Here is a 16,500-nt window from a genome sequence, read left to right as displayed (position 1 = left end):
TGAGCCGTGTGCGACAGCTCACTGAACTATGATCGTGACACAATTCGACCGGCACATTCTTGGCCAATGAGCTCAATACTCGCGGCCGGGTTTGTGCTCCGAGTACAAAATCGGAGGTAAGGACGTGGCTACCGGTCCCATTGCCGGGCCCACCGGCCCGATCGTCGGCCCCGCCGACCCCGTCATTCGCGAATGGATCGCCGATTTCGTGGCCGAGACCCTGCGCGCGGACACCCTGGAACAGGTCGTCACCCGGCTCGACAATGCCATCATCGCCCGCATCCCGGAACTGCGTGACCGCGATATGCGCCGCGACCTCACCGCCAGCAGCCGCGCGCACGCCCTCGAGGTGCTCAGCGGGCTCACCCAGGACCGCTTCGACTATCCGGTCCCCGCCGACGCGCACGCCTTCGCCCGCACGATCGCCCGCCGGGGCTACGACGTGCGCCTGCTGCTGCGGGTCTACCACCTCGGCCAGGAAGCGGTCATCGACTACATGGCCGAGGTCATCGATCAGCGCAAACTCCCGCAGGACATCGAACGCTCGCTGCTGCTGCGCCTTTTCGACCGCACCACCCGCTGGGTCAGCACCTCGATCGAACAGCTCACCGACACCTATATGGAAGAGCGCGAACGCGGCCTGCGCGCGGCCCTGAACCAGCGCGCCGACATCGTGTCCGCGCTGCTCGCGGGCTCCGACCTCGAGGTCGAGAACGCCTCGGCCCGGCTCGGCTACCGCCTCGCCCAGCGGCACGCGGCCCTGGTGCTGTGGATCGAGGACGACGCGGCGGTGGCCCGCTTCGACGGCGACGACGACGCGGCCGGCCTGCTGGACCGGGTGGCCGCGCGCTGCGCGAGCGCGCTGGGCAACGGCAGCCTGCTCACCGTGCCCGCCGGCGCCACGGCACTGTGGGCCTGGATCGGGGTGGACGAGGAACCGGCGGACTTGCGCGGGGCGTCCTGGCCGGTCGAATCACCGGTGCGGATGGCGGTGGGCGGTCCCGCTGCCCAGGTCGCCGGATTCCGCGGCGCCCACCGCGAAGCGGTCGCGACCCGCCAGGTCGCCGAGCGCGCCCGGCCCGAGACCGCACGCGTGCTGCACTATCCCGACGTCGAAGTGGCCTACCTGGCCGGCGGCGACGACACCGCCATGCGGGCGCTCATCGACCGCGAATTGGGGGCGCTGGCCGGCCCCGGCGCGCATTCGGCGCGCTTGCGCGAAACACTGCACGCCTATTTGCGCGCGCGCCGAAGTCCGGACGCCGCCGCGAAAATGCTCGGCGTGCACAAGAACACCGTGCGTTACCGAATTCAGCGCATAGAAGATCTCCTCGGCCACACCGTCGAACAGCGCGGGCCGAAGCTGGAAATCGCCCTCGACTGCGTAGCCGTCTACGGCGTCCGGAACTAGTCCGCGTCGCGCGCCGCCCGCCGCCGCGACGGTGGCTCGTCGCTTGCCGCAGCGTGCACCCGGGTATCGGGCAACTCCGCCAGCAACTGCGTGGTCGCCGCCGCGATGGCCTCCACCGCCTTGTCGACCGCAGGTTTGGTCGCCGTCGTCAAACCGGAGACCCCACTGACCTTGCGCACGAACTCTTGTGCCGCCGCGTAGATTTCTTGTTCCGTGGCGGCTGGTTCCAGCCCGCGCAGGATGGTGATGTACCCACTCATGGCGCCGAGACTAGTGCCGGATTTCCTTGTGTGACAGGTCGAAATCCGGAGATAGCTCTCGAGTCACCTGAATAGGGCACTCGAGCGCGCCGCCACACTGCTATCGGCGAATGCGTGGCCACTCCAAGATCGATGAGACACAATCGGGGGTATGCCCGCCCGCGACGTGCCAACGCTGACGACATTCCCCTACCCGGAGCTCGACCAGCGCGAGGACGACCACTGGTCCGGTGCGCAGGTCTCCGACGACGAACTGCGCGCCCTGGCGCTCGGCGGCTTCTATTCCACGCGCTGGGACGCCTTCCACGACGCCCTCCTGCTGGGGCCCGAACGCGAACACCCGCTCGGCGATCGCCGCGAACTCGCCATCGACACCCTCACCGGGGCCTGGGGCATCACCGACGGCACCGAGGCCATGGCATCCATGGAGCAACTGCTCGAGGGGATGCACTCACCGCTCTACGCGCTCGTGCATCCGCTCGTCATGGCGGGCATCAATTCCCCTGAACGCGATCGCTTCGGCGAGCGCGCCGACCGGCACCGCGCGTTCCTGCGCCAGGTCGGCTCGTTCCGCGGCATGGAGAACACCGAGGCGCTGGTACGCGACTACGACATCTGGGCCCAGGCCATCAAACTCGGGCTCACCGATCACCTGGTCCGCCCGCTGCCCACCGATATCCAGGCCTGGGATCTGGCGCGCGTGGTCGCGGTGGCCCGCATGGCCTACACCGCCGGATATCTGGAAGCCGATGTCGCGTGGGATTACCTCATGCGCGCCCTGCCGCTGGCACAGCGGAAATATCGCAATTGGCGGCAATTCGGCGACGCCTACCTGGCCGGCTGGACCTACTGGCAGGCGTGCGAGGATCTCGCCGAACTCAAGTCCGGTGGCGTGGATCGGCGGATGGAACTGTTGCGCCTGTGGATGCGCCCGACCAGTCCGTGGCGGCGTATCGAACTCCAGCCCGACACCGAGCCGGATGCGGATCCGGAAGCGGAACCCGCCGAATAACTTTCGCCCGCGCACGCCCCGAGGGTTTGTGCCCCCGGGGCCGGCGCGCGGAAACTCAGTCGGGCAGCGACCGCAGAATTCCGCGCCCGTAACGCTGGAATTGCGCGTCGTCGACCATTCCCAGCGAATGGCGCTCCACCAGCAACTCCCATTCGGAGTAGAGCTTGGAAACGCCCGGATCGGCGGAACCCGCGGCCCCGTCGGCGGATTCGCGCTGCACCGCGAAATTCAGCGCACCGGTGATGCGCTCGGTGTCCGCGCGGTCCGCGCCGGTGAAATACCAGGTCTGATTACCGTCGTTGACCTCGACGCCGTATTCGCCGGGACTGGCCGAATCGTCGGTGCTGCGCGCCCACAGCAGGCACGCCACGGGCAGTTCGTGAGCGAACCGCCGGGTCGCGCCGGTGGACACGAAAATCATCCGGGTGGTCGTGACCGCAAGCAGCCCAGCGCCTTTCGTGGCGGGCGGGCGGCCGGTGACCACGGCCGTCTCCAGCACGTACTCGCCGGGGGTGACGTAGCGGTGCAGCGCGGCGACCGCGGACTTGGCGTCACGCTTGGGCGCCATGCGGCGCACCGCGCGATCCACGTCGGCGCGGACGGGGCCGTTGCGGCCCCAGGAGGGAGTGGGCGGAACCAGATCGGGGGCCGCCACGTCGAGACGCTGGGTGGCCAGGATCTGATTGTTGATCCGCTCGACGATGACGGTGGCGGGCGGCACGTCGTGTTCGGCGATGAGCACCGGCAGGGGGGTCCGGTCGGCGGGGACGCCGGTCAGGACCGGGGTGGGGTAGCGGAGGTAGATCTCGATCACGACCGCGTCGTCGGCGCGCCGGTTCAACCGCACCTTGAGGAGTTCGCCGACCGGGACGTCGAGGACGAGTTCGCCGTCCGTTCCGGGGCGCAGCACCGTCAGTCGCCCGTTGCCGTGCCGCACTATCGCTGTGGGTGTCCGTAGCTCGACTATGTCCATACCCCCTGCGCTCTGTTGTGTCGTCGCTCACGATAGGACGACCATGCCATGATTGTGACCACTCGGTCCGACACCAGGGGGTGATCGACCCGATGTGTTGCCGCAGATGGTCGGGGAACCACCCGCGTTCTCCAGCCGTTTACGTTTCGAACTGCACTAGCTGCCGAACTGCGCGATGTATCGACTAGACCGTACGCGGTAACGTGGCATGTCCGCATCCGTTCCCTGGAACGGGCGCGCCACGAACGCATCGCAGGCAAACCGGATACACCCCCCGGAAAGGACTGGCCGCCGGCCTACGCTCTATGAACCGCAAGCTTGTGTTCCGCAACCTGGCCATAGTCGCGGGCTTCCTGCTCGTGATCTATCTGGTCAGCTACTTCAGTGACAACACGCGCGGCTGGAAGAGCGTCGACACGTCGGTGGCGCTCTCCCAACTGCAGAACAAGGACAACGTCGACTCGGTTCAGATCGACGATAAAGAGCAGGCGCTGCGCATCACGCTGAAGAACGGCAACGATGCCACCGACGGCCAGAAGAAGATCATCGCCAAGTACCCCGGCGGCGGTGAGAACTCCGCGACCATCTTCAAGGCCGCGCAGGATTCCGGCGCGAAGGTCAACACCTCGGTCAAGCAGGATTCCTGGCTGAGTCAGATTCTGCTCTTCATGCTGCCCATGGTGATTCTGCTGGGCCTGTTCATCTTCGTCATGTCCCGCATGCAGGGCGGCGGGCGCGGCGGAATGATGGGCTTCGGCAAATCCAAGGCCAAGCAGCTGTCCAAGGACATGCCCAAGACCACCTTCGCCGATGTCGCCGGCGCGGATGAGGCAGTCGAAGAGCTGTACGAGATCAAGGACTTCCTGCAGAACCCGTCGCGGTACACCGCGCTGGGCGCCAAGATCCCCAAGGGCGTGCTGCTCTACGGCCCGCCCGGTACCGGCAAGACCCTGCTGGCCCGTGCGGTCGCGGGTGAGGCCGGGGTGCCGTTCTTCACGATCTCGGGTTCGGACTTCGTCGAGATGTTCGTCGGCGTGGGCGCGTCCCGCGTGCGCGACATGTTCGATCAGGCCAAGCAGAACAGCCCCTGCATCATCTTCGTCGACGAGATCGACGCGGTCGGCCGCCAGCGCGGCGCGGGCCTCGGCGGCGGTCACGACGAACGCGAGCAGACGCTGAACCAGCTGCTGGTCGAGATGGACGGCTTCGGCGAGCGCACCAACGTCATCATCATCGCCGCGACCAACCGCCCCGACATCCTGGATCCGGCGCTGCTGCGCCCGGGCCGCTTCGATCGCCAGATCCCGGTCGGCAACCCCGATCTCGCGGGCCGGCGGGCGATCCTGCGCGTGCACGCGGCGGGCAAGCCCATCGCCCCCGACGCCGATCTCGACGGTCTGGCCAAGCGCACGGTCGGCATGTCCGGCGCCGATCTCGCCAACGTCATCAACGAGGCCGCGCTGCTGACCGCCCGCGAGAAGGGCACGCTCATCACCGGCGCCTCGCTCGAGGAATCGGTCGATCGCGTGATCGGCGGCCCGCGCCGCAAGTCGCGCATCATCAGCGAGCACGAGAAGAAGATCACCGCCTACCACGAGGCCGGGCACACCCTGGCCGCGTGGGCGATGCCCGACATCGAGCCCGTCTACAAGGTCACCATCCTGGCCCGCGGCCGCACCGGCGGCCACGCCATGACCGTGCCCGAGGACGACAAGGGCCTGATGACCCGCTCGGAGATGATCGCCCGCCTGGTGTTCGCCATGGGTGGCCGCGCCGCCGAGGAACTGGTGTTCCACGAGCCGACCACGGGCGCGTCCTCCGACATCGACCAGGCCACCAAGACCGCGCGCGCCATGGTCACCGAGTACGGCATGAGCGCCCGCCTCGGCGCGGTGCGCTACGGCCAGGAACAGGGCGATCCGTTCCTGGGCCGGTCCATGGGCAACGGCTCGGACTACTCGCACGAGGTCGCCCGCGAGATCGACGAGGAGGTGCGCAACCTCATCGAGGCCGCGCACACCGAGGCGTGGTCGGTCCTCAACGAGTACCGCGACGAGCTCGACGCCCTCGCCACCGCCCTGCTCGAACGCGAGACCCTGCACCGCAAGGATCTCGAGGAAGTGCTCGGCACCGTCGAGAAGCGCCCGCGCATCACGGCTTTCAACGATTTCGGCGGCCGCGTGCCGTCCGATCGCCCGCCGGTGAAGACCCCGCGCGAACTGGCCGCCGAACGTGGCGAGCCGTTCCCGGAGGAGCCGGTGCACGTGATCCCGCCCGCCAACGGCTACCCGGATCCGGCGTACGGCCAGCCCGGCCAGCCGCAGCCGCAGTACGGCTACCCGGCCCCGGCCGGTTACCCCGCACCGCAGCCGGCCTATCCGGGACGCGGCGGCACGCACGGCTCGCGTCCGGACTACGGCGCTCCGGCCGGCTGGTCCGCCCCCGGCTGGCCGCCGCAGGAGGATCCGCAGCAGCCGCCGGCCCACCCCGGCTACGGCGGCTGGGCGCGCGCGGGCAACCAGCGCTACCAGCCCGGCCAACAGCCGGAATACGGGCAGCAGCCGTACGGACAGCAGCCGGAATACGGCCGCCAGCCCGCGCCGCAGGGCTACCCGCAGCCGGATCAGCACACCGGGCAGCAGCCCGAAGGGCCCGCCGACGAGGCCGGCAACGAGTGGGACGGCGGACCGAACGGCCGTCGCTGATCACGGCCCGGATAGGCTCATGGGGTTCGCGGCCCGGCAGGATCGGGCCCGGTCCGGAGGGTGAGACCATTCGCCGGGCGAACGCGCGGCGCGCGGGCGGGTACACCACCCGTTCTCGGCGTGGCGGGTGTCGTCCGGCGTGGCGCACACCGTTGACGCGGAGTGCGCCGCCGCGCGGTACGCGGGAATGGTTCGCAGCCTCCGGAGGTTGGGCCGACCTGGAATATCAGCAGTCGGCGAAAGCCGCGCCCCGCCAGGTGCGGCAGCTTCAATACAGGAGGTGTCGAATGACGACCAACAACACCGTCGTCTCCGGCCCGATCGCGCTCGATACCGGTCGGCCGTTCGACCAGGCGCGCGCCGAGGCCGCAGTACGTGAACTGCTGCTCGCCGTCGGCGAGAACCCGGATCGTCCCGGGCTCGCCGACACCCCGGCCCGCGTGGCACGCGCCTACCGGGAGATGTTCGCCGGGCTCTACACCGAGCCGGACGCGGTGCTCAACACCACGTTCGACGAGGGGCATCAGGAACTGGTGCTGGTCCGCGACATTCCGATGTACTCCACCTGTGAACACCACCTGGTGTCCTTCCACGGTGTCGCGCACGTCGGCTACATCCCCGGCGCGCACGGCCGGGTGACCGGATTGTCCAAGCTGGCCCGCCTGGTCGATCTGTACGCCAAGCGCCCGCAGGTGCAGGAGCGCCTCACCAGTCAGATCGCCGACGCCGTCATGCGCAAGCTGGATCCGCGCGGCGCGATCGTCGTGGTCGAGGCCGAGCACCTGTGCATGGCCATGCGCGGCATCCGCAAACCCGGCGCGAGCACCACCACCTCGGCGGTGCGCGGCCTGTTGCAGACCAACGCGGCCTCGCGCTCCGAGGCCCTGGACCTCATTCTGCGCAAGTGAGTCCGATGGCCATCTCCGACGCGTTCACCGCTCATCTCGTTCCCGGACCGGATGACGCGCAGGACGCGAACGGGGGAGCGCGCGGCGGCGCGGCGGACGGTCGCGCGCCGTCCGCGTCCGAGCGCGCGGTGCGAGCTGCCGACCGCCTCGCTGCCGAATCGCGCGACCCCGCAGCCGCTCTCGGTGCCGACGCGGAGAACGCGAACCGGGGAGCGCGCGGCGACGCGGCCCACGGGCGTGCGCCGGCCTCACCCGCCGGTGCGGTGGCATCCGGCAACCAGTGCGCCGCCGAATCGATCGGCCCCGTCGCTGCTTTCGGCGACGATATGCCCGCCGGATCCGGTGCCGTGCCCGCCGGACTCGGCGAAGTGTCTTCCGCGACGCCCGAGCTCGGCGCACGAACTGCCGCCGCCGGTGGCGAGTACCGGATCGACCACGGGAAACGAGCCACCCGTGGCGCGGTAGCCGGACCCGGCGAATCGGCGACCGGCGAGCGCTTCGATGGCGGGCGGGGCACCGATGTCGTCGCGCGGGCGGCCACCGGTTCGGGTGCTTCGGCGCACGCCGCGAGCGCTATCGGGATCGCTCCGCGCGCGGGCCGCTCCTGCGTGGTGATGGGCATCGTCAACGTCACCGTCGACTCGTTCTCCGACGGCGGCCGCTATCTGGATGTGGACGCGGCCGTGGCTCACGGCCTGCGGCTGTACGAACAGGGCGCGGACATCGTCGACGTCGGCGGGGAGTCGACCCGGCCCGGCGCAACCCGCGTCGATCCGGCGACCGAGGCCGAGCGGGTCGTTCCGGTCATTCGCGAGCTGGTCGCGCTCGGCGTGCCGACCAGTGTGGACACCATGCGCGCCCGGGTGGCCGAGGCCGCGGTCGCGGCCGGCGCGGTGGTGGTGAACGACGTCTCCGGTGGCCGGGCCGATGCCGATATGGCGAAAGTCGTTGCCGCGGCAGGTGTCCCGTGGATTCTCATGCATTGGCGCGCGGCCGCGGACTACCGGCACACCGGCGCCGCCGACTCCTACGGCTCGGTGGTCGCCGAGGTGCTCGGGGAGCTGCGCGTGCAGGCTGATCTGGCGGTGGCGGCCGGGGTCGACCCGGCGCGGCTGGTGCTGGATCCGGGGCTGGGTTTCGCCAAGAACGCGGACCACAATTGGGAATTGCTCGGCGCGCTACCGCGATTCGTGGACACCGGCCTGCCGGTGCTGGTCGGGGCGTCGCGCAAGCGTTTCCTGGGATCGCTACTGGCCGAAGCGGATACCCCGCGCCCGCCCGATGGCCGCGAGGTCGCGACCGCCACCATCTCGGCGCTGGCCGCCGAACACGGTGCCTGGGGGGTGCGGGTGCACGATGTGCGCGCCTCGCTCGACGCCATCGCGGTCAACGACGCCTGGCGCGCCGCTGCCCGGCGGCTGGCCGGGGCCGGGCAGCGTGGCGATTCGGCCGGTCACCACTCGGCCGGCCGCGCCCCGGGCTCGGATGCGGCCGGAGTGCGTGCGCCCGGCATCGCGGCCCGGCGCGCGAACGGCACGGACTCGAACCGTTGGACCTGGGGGGAAGAGCGTTGAGCACCGATCGCATCGAGTTGCGCGGGCTGCGCGTGTTCGGCCATCACGGCGTCTTCGACTTCGAGAAGCGCGACGGCCAGGAATTCGTCGTGGACCTGACGCTGTGGACCGATTTCACCGCCGCCGCGAAGTCCGACGACATCGCGGACACGGTGCACTACGGCGAGCTCGCCGACCTCGCGGTGCGCGTGGTCGGTGGCCCGCCGCGCGATCTCATCGAGACCGTTGCGACCGAACTCGCCGACGCGGTACTGGCCGATCCGCGGATCAGCGCCGTGGAAGTGGTGCTGCACAAGCCTTCCGCGCCGATCCCGCACGCGTTCTCCGACGTCCGCGTCGTCACCTCGCGCCGTCGTGAATCGGCGGCGTAGCCGATGACCCGGGTCGTGCTGTCCATCGGTTCCAATCTCGGCGATCGGCTCGAGCATCTGCGCGGGGTGGTGCGGGCCCTGGGACCGCGGCTGATCGCGGTGTCCTCGGTGTACTCGACGCCGCCGTGGGGCGGTGTGCCGCAACAGGATTACCTGAACGCCGTGCTGGTGGCGCGGGATCCGGAGCTCGAGCCCAGCGATTGGCTGCGCCTGGGTCAGGATCTGGAGCGGGCAGCCGACCGGGTGCGCGAGGTGCGCTGGGGTGCACGGACTCTCGACGTGGACATCGTATGGGCCGCGCAGTCGCGCGGCGCGGGCGAAACCGTCTGCCGCAGTGCCGATCCCACCCTGACACTGCCGCATCCGCAGGCGCACAACCGCGCCTTCGTGCTGACGCCGTGGGCCGAGGTGGAGCCCTGGGCGACCCTCGAGGTGGTCGCGGGCGCGCCGCGCCCGATACGTGAGCTGTTGACCGAATTGAGCGCGGACGAGGTGCGGGGCGTGCGACGGACGGAATTGTCACTCGGCTGGGAGCCGGCGAACCGCGGCTGGGAGCCGGTAAACCGCGGCTGGGAGCCGATGCGGTGAGGCCGACCCGCGTTCTGGATCTGTGCGCGAATCTGCTGCTGGCGGCGGTCGTGGCCTGGGTGGTCACCAATATCGCGTATTCGAGCTTTCCGCCGATCTCGGTGTTTTCCGGCGCCTCGCTGCTGCCGGTGGCGGTGCTGGAACTGGTGCTGGCCTTCGTGATTCGCGCGCGCATGGAGAACCGGGGGATCGGTTCGGGCGGCCGCCAGCTGCATCCCATCACGGTGGCGCGCGCGGTGGCGCTGGCGAAGGCGTCGGTGCAGGTGGGTTCGCTGGTGGGCGGTATCTGGCTGGGTTTCCTGATCTGGCTGCTGCCCGAGCGGTCGGAGCTGCGCGCGGCCGCCTCGGACACCCCGGGCGCGGTGGTCGGGCTGCTGGCCGGGTTGGCGCTGGTGGCCGCGGCGCTGTGGCTGGAATATTGCTGCCGGGCGCCGATCGATCCGCCCGATGAAGCGGCTACTTCCTAGCTAACTTATTGACAATGATCATCGGCAAGGTTGGACCCGGAGTCGGTACTACCCGCTACGCTGGCTGACATGGTTTCACCCTCCCGTAGCACTGCTTCCCGTCGTCGGCGGGTCGACGCGGGAAAATTCTTCACCGGCGTGCTTCTCCTCCTCGGACTGGTTGCCAGTGTTTTCCTGGTCTTCAGCGACAATGTCCATATGGTCCGGGTGGGCTTGGTCGCGGCGCTCTGGGCGGCCGCTATCGGAGCCCTGGCCGCGACCCGTTACCGCAGGGAATCGGCGGTGGACAAGGCCAAAGTAGGTGACCTGCAGAAGGTCTACCACCTCCAGCTCGAGCGGGAGGTTGCCGCCCGCCGCGAATACGAGCTCGGCGTCGAGTCCCGGGTCCGCAAAGAGGTCGGCGCGGACGCCGAGGAGATGGCCGCGCTGCGCGGTGAACTGGCGGTTCTGCGCGAGAGCCTGCAGCGCCTGTTCGACGGCGATCTGCCCCAGGAACGGGTCGCCCTGCGGGCCGACGCGGTCCGAGTGCAGGAATTGCCCAGCAGCGGCGCCGAATCGCGTGACGCGACGGCGAACGGTAGCTGGCAGAACACCGACTCCTGGGACCCGTGGTCCCAGCCGGAGCTGCCCGAGCCGTCCGAGCCCGATCCGCGCAGCCTGGTCACGCCGATCTTCCACGACGATCATCCCGAGCCGCCGGCCTTCGCGAGCCCCTACGACGACCCGGTGACCGCGGAGACCTCCATCGTCACCGAGAGCGTCGATCAGCTCGACATCGACCGGATCATGGCCGCGGCCATGAAGTCCAAGCCGGGCGAGCAGCCGCGCTTCTTCGACGTGCCGGTCGGCCTCGACGAGCTCGACGACGAGATGAACGAGTTCGAACAGGACATGACCTTCGGCACCGCGCGGACCTCCGGGGTGGCGGCCGCTGCCGCCGCGGCGGTCGCCGCCGTGGAGGCCAAGAGCGCGGCCGAGGCCGCGAGCGCCGCGGAGGCGAAGGCCGCCGCGGACGCGAAGAGCGCCGCCGAAGCCGCACTCGCCGCCGAGGCGCGCGAGGCCGAACAGGTCGAAGCTGCCCTGGCCGCGGCGGGCCCGCAGCCCCTCGACAAGCCCTTCGCGGACAAGTCCTTCGGCGCGGAGCAGGGATCCGACGCGCCCGCGCCCGCGACCCCGCGCCTGATGCCCGAGCCGACCACGGCCCCGGCCATGGGCACCGCCAGTGCCCGGCGTCGCCGCCGGTCGGACGAGGACACCGATCCCGAGTCGGGCCGACGGTTGTCGGTGGCCGAGATCATGGCGAACCTGCGATCCGAGGGCGACCTGTAAGACATCCCACAGTCGGTGGCCCCGCGGAATCGGGGCCGATATTCTCGGGCCGTAACGTCTGGTACCCGCGGGAGCGGGACTGGAACGAACTTCGAGAGGACAAGGGTGACCTCGGACGAGGATGTCTGTGGAACCGATCTTGCGCCTGCACGACTGACGGTGGGAATCGTCTCGGCGGGACGCGTCGGCTCCGCTCTGGGTGTGGCACTCGAACGTGCCGGTCATGTGGTTTTCGGGGTGTCCGCGATTTCGGACGCCTCGCTGCGCCGGGCCGCCACGCGACTGCCGGATTCGCAGGTGCTGCCCGCGGCCGAGGTCGCGGCGCGCAGCGAACTGCTGATCCTGGCGGTGCCGGACAGCGAATTGGCCGGGTTGGTGGCGGGTTTGGCGGCGGCGAAAGCCGTGCGGCCCGGCGCGATCGTGGCGCACACCTCCGGCGCGAACGGCATCGGAATTCTGGCGCCGCTCACCGAACTGGGCGCGCTGCCGCTGGCCATCCATCCCGCCATGACCTTCACCGGCCACGACGAGGATGTCGCCCGGCTGGCCAACGCCTGTTTCGGTGTGACCGCCGGTGACGAGATCGGTTACGCCATCGCGCAATCGCTCGTCATCGAAATGGGCGGTGAGCCGGTGCGGGTGGCCGAGGAGAACCGCACGCTCTATCACGCCGCGCTGGCGCACGGCAGTAATCACCTGGTGACGCTCATCGTCGACGCGGTGGCCGCGCTGCGGTCCGCGCTCGCGGGGCCCGGCCTGCTGGGCCAGCAGGCGGTGGACGATCAGCCCAACGGGCTTGCCGAGCGAATGCTGGCTCCGCTCGCCTCGGCCGCGCTCGACAACGCGCTGCGCCGCGGCCAGGCCGCGCTGACCGGTCCGGTGGCGCGCGGTGACGTGGCCGCGGTGGCCGCGCACCTGTCGGCCCTGGAGTCGGTGGATCCGCCGATCGCCGCCGGATATCGCGCGATGTCCCTGCGCACGGCCGAGCGGGCCGCCACCAACCCCGCGCTGCTGGAGCTGCTCGGATCCGATCTGCCGAAAGAAGGAAACCGCTGATGGACCCGAAACTGCGTGGCACCTACAAGCGCGGCGAGCTGACCGTGCTGCACGATCCGGCGATCGTGAACTCGGTTGCCAAGGCTTTGCGTCAGGTCGGCCGCACGGTCGCGCTCGTCCCGACGATGGGCGCGCTGCACGAGGGTCACCTGGAACTGGTGCGGCAGGCCAAGCGGACCAACCAGGTCGTCATCGTGTCGATCTTCGTGAACCCCTTGCAGTTCGGGGCCGGTGAGGACCTGGACAAGTATCCGCGCACCCTGGACGCCGACGTCGAGCTGTTGCGCGCCGAGGGCGTGGAACTGGTCTTCGCGCCCAGCGCCGCGCAGATGTACCCGGACGGCCCGCGCACCACCGTGCACCCCGGCCCGATCGGCGACGAACTCGAAGGCGCGGTCCGCCCCGGGCATTTCGCGGGCATGCTGACCGTGGTCGCCAAGCTCTTCCAGATCTGCCGCCCGCACCAGGCGTTCTTCGGCGAGAAGGACTACCAGCAGCTGGCGCTCATCCGGCAGATGGTGCGCGACCTGAACTTCGATCTGAAGATCGTCGCGGTGCCGACCGTGCGCGAGCCCGACGGCCTGGCGCTGTCCTCGCGCAACCGCTTCCTCGACGCCGAGCAGCGCGAACTGGCGACCACGCTGTCCGCCGCGCTCGCGGCCGGCCGGCACTCCTCGGGCCTGGGCGCGGACGCGGTGCTGGCCGCGGCGCGCGCCGTGCTCGACACCGCGCCCGGCATCGAGGTCGACTACCTGGCGCTGCGCGGTTCCGATCTCGGCGAGGTGCAGGCCAGCGGCAACGCCCGGCTGCTCGTCGCGGCCCGGGTCGGCGGTACCCGCCTGCTCGACAACCTTCCCATCAGCCTCGGTACCCCGATCGACGGCAATCCGACCACACCCCACCTGTCCGACCGGGCAACCGTTTAAGGAGGCGACGACGATGTTGCGCACCATGATGAAGTCGAAGATCCACCGCGCGACGGTGACCCACGCGGACCTGCACTACGTGGGTTCGGTGACGGTCGATCAGGATCTGCTCGACGCCGCCGATCTGCTCGAGGGCGAGCAGGTCTGCATCGTCGACATCACCAACGGCGCCCGCCTGGAGACCTACATCATCGCGGGTGAGCGTGGTTCGGGAGTCATCGGAATCAACGGCGCCGCAGCGCATCTGGTGAACCCGGGCGACCTGGTGATCCTGATCGCCTACGCCATGATGGATGCCGAGGAGCTGAAGAGCTACGCCCCGCGCGTGGTCTTCGTCGACGATCGCAACCGCCAGGTCGAGCTGGGCTCGGATCCGGCGCACGCGCCCGAGGGCTCGGATCTGATCTCACCCCGTTCGCTGACGTTCGCGCACTGAAGCGCTGACGTTCGTGCACTGAGCGGGGCGCGGACCGGTCTCGTACGGCCGGTTCGCCGGGGCGATAGCGGAGCGTGACCGCGCGGGCGCTCCGTTCATGCGAAGGAAGGATCAGCGATGCTGCTGACCATCGATGTCCGCAACACCAGTATCGAGCTCGGCCTGTTCTCCGGCAGCGGCGAACACGCGAAACTGGTGCGGCACTGGCGAATGCACACCAATCCGTTGCTGACCGCGGATGAGTTCGCGCTGCAGGTGCGCGGGCTCATCGGCGCCGATGCCGAGCAGGTGGTGGGCGTCGCGGCGCTGTCGACGGTGCCGCCGGTACTGCGCGAGTTGCGCGAGATGCTGAACCGCTACTGGGGTCACGTGCCGCACGTGGTGGTGGAACCCGGTGTGCGCACCGGGATTCCGCTGCTGGTCGACAATCCCAAGGAGGTCGGCGCGGACCGCATCGTGAACTGCCTGGCCGCCTATCACCGCTTCCAAAGTCCTTCCATCGTGGTCGATTTCGGCACCGCGATCTGTGTGGACCTGGTCTCGGCCAAGGGTGAGTTCCTGGGCGGGGTGATCGCGCCCGGGGTGGAGATCTCGACCGAGGCGCTGGTGGAGCGCAGCGCGCTGCGCCGCACGGAATTGGCGCGCCCGAGGTCGGTGGTCGGCAAGAACAGCATGGAGTGCATGCAGTCCGGCGCGATCTTCGGTTTCGCCGGCCTGGTCGACGGGCTCATCGATCGCATTCGCGACGAGTTCGACGCGTTCTCCGGCGCCGAGGTGGCCGTCGTGGCGACCGGCGCGAGCGCCCCGCTGATCGTCCCGGAATCGGAGACCATCGACCATCACGAGCCGCATCTGACCCTGGACGGGCTGCGGCTGGTGTACGAGCGCAATCAGCAGCGCCGCACCCCGAGATGACCGGGGCGCCGGACTCCGAGGTGAACGGTGATTCGCACCCGCGCGGCGGGTGTGCGGTCGCCGGGCCGGCCCCGGCAGATGTCAGACCAGCCGGTTTGTGACCTAGTCGATCCCGGCGGGGCTGTTGCTTCGCCGGGAGCGTTTGCTAAGCTCGCCCTCGTGTCCATCCGTGTGAGCGCCCAGGAGTGTTGTCGAGGCTGATTGCCTCGATTTTGTCGAGGCCGCGTTTTTAGCCCTCGACCGTAAACACACTCCTTGGAGTTTCGCTCATGCGATCTTCTGTCCTTTCCCTTGCCAAGGCCGTGACCGAGTCCGCGCACGCGGCCGTGTCCGAGCCGCTGCCCGCCGAGATCACCGAGCGGGCCACCGCCTCCGCCCTGCCCACCCGGTTGCGCCCGGCCGATCTGCTGCGCCTGACCGATGAGGGCGCCGAGGACGTGCTGCTCGGCCGCTACGATCACCTGCTCCCCGCCGACGGCCTCTGGCCCGCCGAGAAGCGCTGGGCCGTAAGGCTTTACGCCGACGACGAGGTGGACGTCTGGTTGATCAGCTGGGTCGCGGATCAGTACACCGAACTGCACGATCACGCCGGCTCGCTGGGCGCGCTGACCGTGCTGTCCGGCGCGCTGTCCGAATACCGCTGGAACGGTAAGGAATTGCGGCCCCGGACCCTGGTGGCCGGTGACCAGGCCTCCTTCCCGCTGGGCTGGGTGCACGACGTGGTGCGTGCCCCGGACGCGGCCGCCGGCATCGCCGGACCGCTGGATCCCACCCTGAGCGTGCATGCCTACTCGCCGCCGCTGACGGCCATGTCCTACTACGAGGTCACCGGCCACGGCACCCTGCGGCGCACCCGTTCCGTCCTCACCGACCAGCCCGAAGGCGAACTCGAATGACCCACTTGACGATCGACGGCATGCTCGCCCAGGCCCGCGCGGGCCTGAGCCGCCTCTACCCGATCGAACTGCCGCAGGCCCTGGCCCGCGGCGCGATTCTGGTGGATATCCGGCCGCAGGCCCAGCGCCTGCGCGAAGGCACCCTGCCGGGCGCCCTGGTGATCGAGCGCAATGTGCTGGAGTGGCGGCTCGACCCGTCCAGCAGCGCCCGCCTTGCCCTGGCCACCGACCATGACGTGGAGTGGGTCATCGCCTGCTCCGAGGGCTACACCTCCAGCCTGGCCGCGTCGTCGCTGCAGCAGCTGGGCCTGCGCCGCGCCACCGACCTGGTCGGCGGCTACCAGGCGCTCAAGGCCGCGGGGCTGCTGACCGTGGCCGCGACCACCGCCCCGCATTTTCAGCGCGAGGTCGCCACGCTCGCCTGGTTGTAACGGCGGGGCCCGAGATCGCGCGGGCGGCCTGTTTCGCGGTGCGGGAGCGACTTTTGTTTCCGAGTCGGTGGTCCACGCCATAGGCGTTCGACGCGTATTGCCGACTATTTGCGGTCCCGTTCCCGGGAAATGCTGCGGCGGGGCCGGACGGCTCGCGCGGCGCCCGGAATTCGGCGCTGCCCGGACGTGGGTCGCGGGCGCGGGCGAGCGGCGCTTTTTCGTCGGCGCGGGGGCGTCACCGC

17 protein-coding genes are annotated in these 16,500 nt (G+C 69.8%); 15 read left to right on the top strand and 2 right to left on the bottom strand.

What is annotated here, in order from left to right:
- Positions 1–124 precede the first annotated feature (124 nt).
- Entirely contained in the window at positions 125–1,411 is a 1,287-nt protein-coding gene (locus tag ABZ319_RS21640) for a helix-turn-helix domain-containing protein (RefSeq protein WP_354988250.1), read from the top strand.
- On the opposite strand, the gene ABZ319_RS21635 is transcribed toward ABZ319_RS21640, so the two are convergent.
- Positions 1,408–1,671, bottom strand: coding sequence for a DUF2277 domain-containing protein (locus tag ABZ319_RS21635; RefSeq protein WP_354988249.1), 264 nt, complete (start codon positions 1,669–1,671; stop codon positions 1,408–1,410). The genes ABZ319_RS21640 and ABZ319_RS21635 overlap by 4 nt on opposite strands.
- Positions 1,672–1,822: 151 nt before the next feature.
- Here ABZ319_RS21635 and ABZ319_RS21630 point away from each other — a divergent pair, with 151 nt between their 5' ends.
- On the top strand, positions 1,823–2,683 hold the full coding sequence (locus ABZ319_RS21630) for a DUF1266 domain-containing protein (RefSeq protein WP_354988248.1): 861 nt from the start codon (positions 1,823–1,825) through the stop codon (positions 2,681–2,683).
- 55 nt (positions 2,684–2,738) lie between these two features.
- Here the strand turns inward: ABZ319_RS21630 and ABZ319_RS21625 are convergent, their stop codons facing one another.
- Positions 2,739–3,656: a hypothetical protein gene (locus tag ABZ319_RS21625; RefSeq protein ID WP_354988247.1), complete on the bottom strand. Its 918-nt coding sequence runs from the start codon at positions 3,654–3,656 to the stop codon at positions 2,739–2,741.
- A 305-nt stretch (positions 3,657–3,961) separates the two neighbouring features.
- Between ABZ319_RS21625 and ftsH the strand changes: the two genes are divergently transcribed.
- From ftsH to ABZ319_RS21560, 13 genes are all read left to right on the top strand, one after another.
- Positions 3,962–6,361, top strand: coding sequence for an ATP-dependent zinc metalloprotease FtsH (ftsH, locus tag ABZ319_RS21620; protein WP_354988246.1), 2,400 nt, complete (start codon positions 3,962–3,964; stop codon positions 6,359–6,361).
- Positions 6,362–6,648: 287 nt separating this feature from the next.
- Positions 6,649–7,269 (top strand): GTP cyclohydrolase I FolE, encoded by a 621-nt coding sequence (gene folE / locus ABZ319_RS21615; RefSeq protein WP_354988245.1) that lies wholly within the window; start codon positions 6,649–6,651, stop codon positions 7,267–7,269.
- Positions 7,270–7,883: 614 nt separating this feature from the next.
- Entirely contained in the window at positions 7,884–8,843 is a 960-nt protein-coding gene (gene folP / locus ABZ319_RS21610; protein WP_354988269.1) for a dihydropteroate synthase, read from the top strand.
- The gene (gene folB, locus ABZ319_RS21605) at positions 8,840–9,214 is read left to right on the top strand and encodes a dihydroneopterin aldolase (protein WP_354988244.1); all 375 of its coding nucleotides are present in this window, start codon (positions 8,840–8,842) and stop codon (positions 9,212–9,214) included. Before folP ends, folB begins: the two co-directional genes overlap by 4 nt.
- Before the next feature lie 3 nt (positions 9,215–9,217).
- Positions 9,218–9,802 carry a 2-amino-4-hydroxy-6-hydroxymethyldihydropteridine diphosphokinase gene (gene folK / locus ABZ319_RS21600; protein ID WP_354988243.1) on the top strand — a complete coding sequence of 195 codons (585 nt, stop codon included), beginning with the start codon at positions 9,218–9,220 and terminating at the stop codon, positions 9,800–9,802.
- On the top strand, positions 9,799–10,269 hold the full coding sequence (locus tag ABZ319_RS21595) for a DUF3180 domain-containing protein (RefSeq protein ID WP_354988242.1): 471 nt from the start codon (positions 9,799–9,801) through the stop codon (positions 10,267–10,269). Before folK ends, ABZ319_RS21595 begins: the two co-directional genes overlap by 4 nt.
- Before the next feature lie 138 nt (positions 10,270–10,407).
- On the top strand, positions 10,408–11,598 hold the full coding sequence (locus ABZ319_RS21590) for a DUF6779 domain-containing protein (RefSeq protein WP_354988241.1): 1,191 nt from the start codon (positions 10,408–10,410) through the stop codon (positions 11,596–11,598).
- Positions 11,599–11,703: 105 nt separating this feature from the next.
- On the top strand, positions 11,704–12,654 hold the full coding sequence (locus ABZ319_RS21585) for a DUF2520 domain-containing protein (protein WP_354988240.1): 951 nt from the start codon (positions 11,704–11,706) through the stop codon (positions 12,652–12,654).
- Positions 12,654–13,580 carry a pantoate--beta-alanine ligase gene (gene panC, locus ABZ319_RS21580; RefSeq protein ID WP_354988239.1) on the top strand — a complete coding sequence of 309 codons (927 nt, stop codon included), beginning with the start codon at positions 12,654–12,656 and terminating at the stop codon, positions 13,578–13,580. Before ABZ319_RS21585 ends, panC begins: the two co-directional genes overlap by 1 nt.
- Positions 13,581–13,593: 13 nt before the next feature.
- Entirely contained in the window at positions 13,594–14,016 is a 423-nt protein-coding gene (gene panD / locus ABZ319_RS21575) for an aspartate 1-decarboxylase (RefSeq protein WP_354988238.1), read from the top strand.
- A 117-nt stretch (positions 14,017–14,133) separates the two neighbouring features.
- Positions 14,134–14,931: a type III pantothenate kinase gene (locus ABZ319_RS21570; protein WP_354988237.1), complete on the top strand. Its 798-nt coding sequence runs from the start codon at positions 14,134–14,136 to the stop codon at positions 14,929–14,931.
- A gap of 269 nt (positions 14,932–15,200) precedes the next feature.
- The gene (locus tag ABZ319_RS21565) at positions 15,201–15,827 is read left to right on the top strand and encodes a cysteine dioxygenase family protein (protein WP_354988236.1); all 627 of its coding nucleotides are present in this window, start codon (positions 15,201–15,203) and stop codon (positions 15,825–15,827) included.
- A complete protein-coding gene (locus ABZ319_RS21560; protein WP_354988235.1) occupies positions 15,824–16,258 on the top strand; it encodes a rhodanese-like domain-containing protein in 435 nt (144 codons plus the stop codon). Before ABZ319_RS21565 ends, ABZ319_RS21560 begins: the two co-directional genes overlap by 4 nt.
- Positions 16,259–16,500: the final 242 nt, after the last annotated feature.

It is taken from the genome of Nocardia sp. NPDC005978 (assembly GCF_040614455.1).
Taxonomy (GTDB): domain Bacteria; phylum Actinomycetota; class Actinomycetes; order Mycobacteriales; family Mycobacteriaceae; genus Nocardia.
The sequence above is the reverse complement of the archived record's forward strand: the minus strand, read 5'-3'. Positions and strand labels throughout refer to the sequence as shown.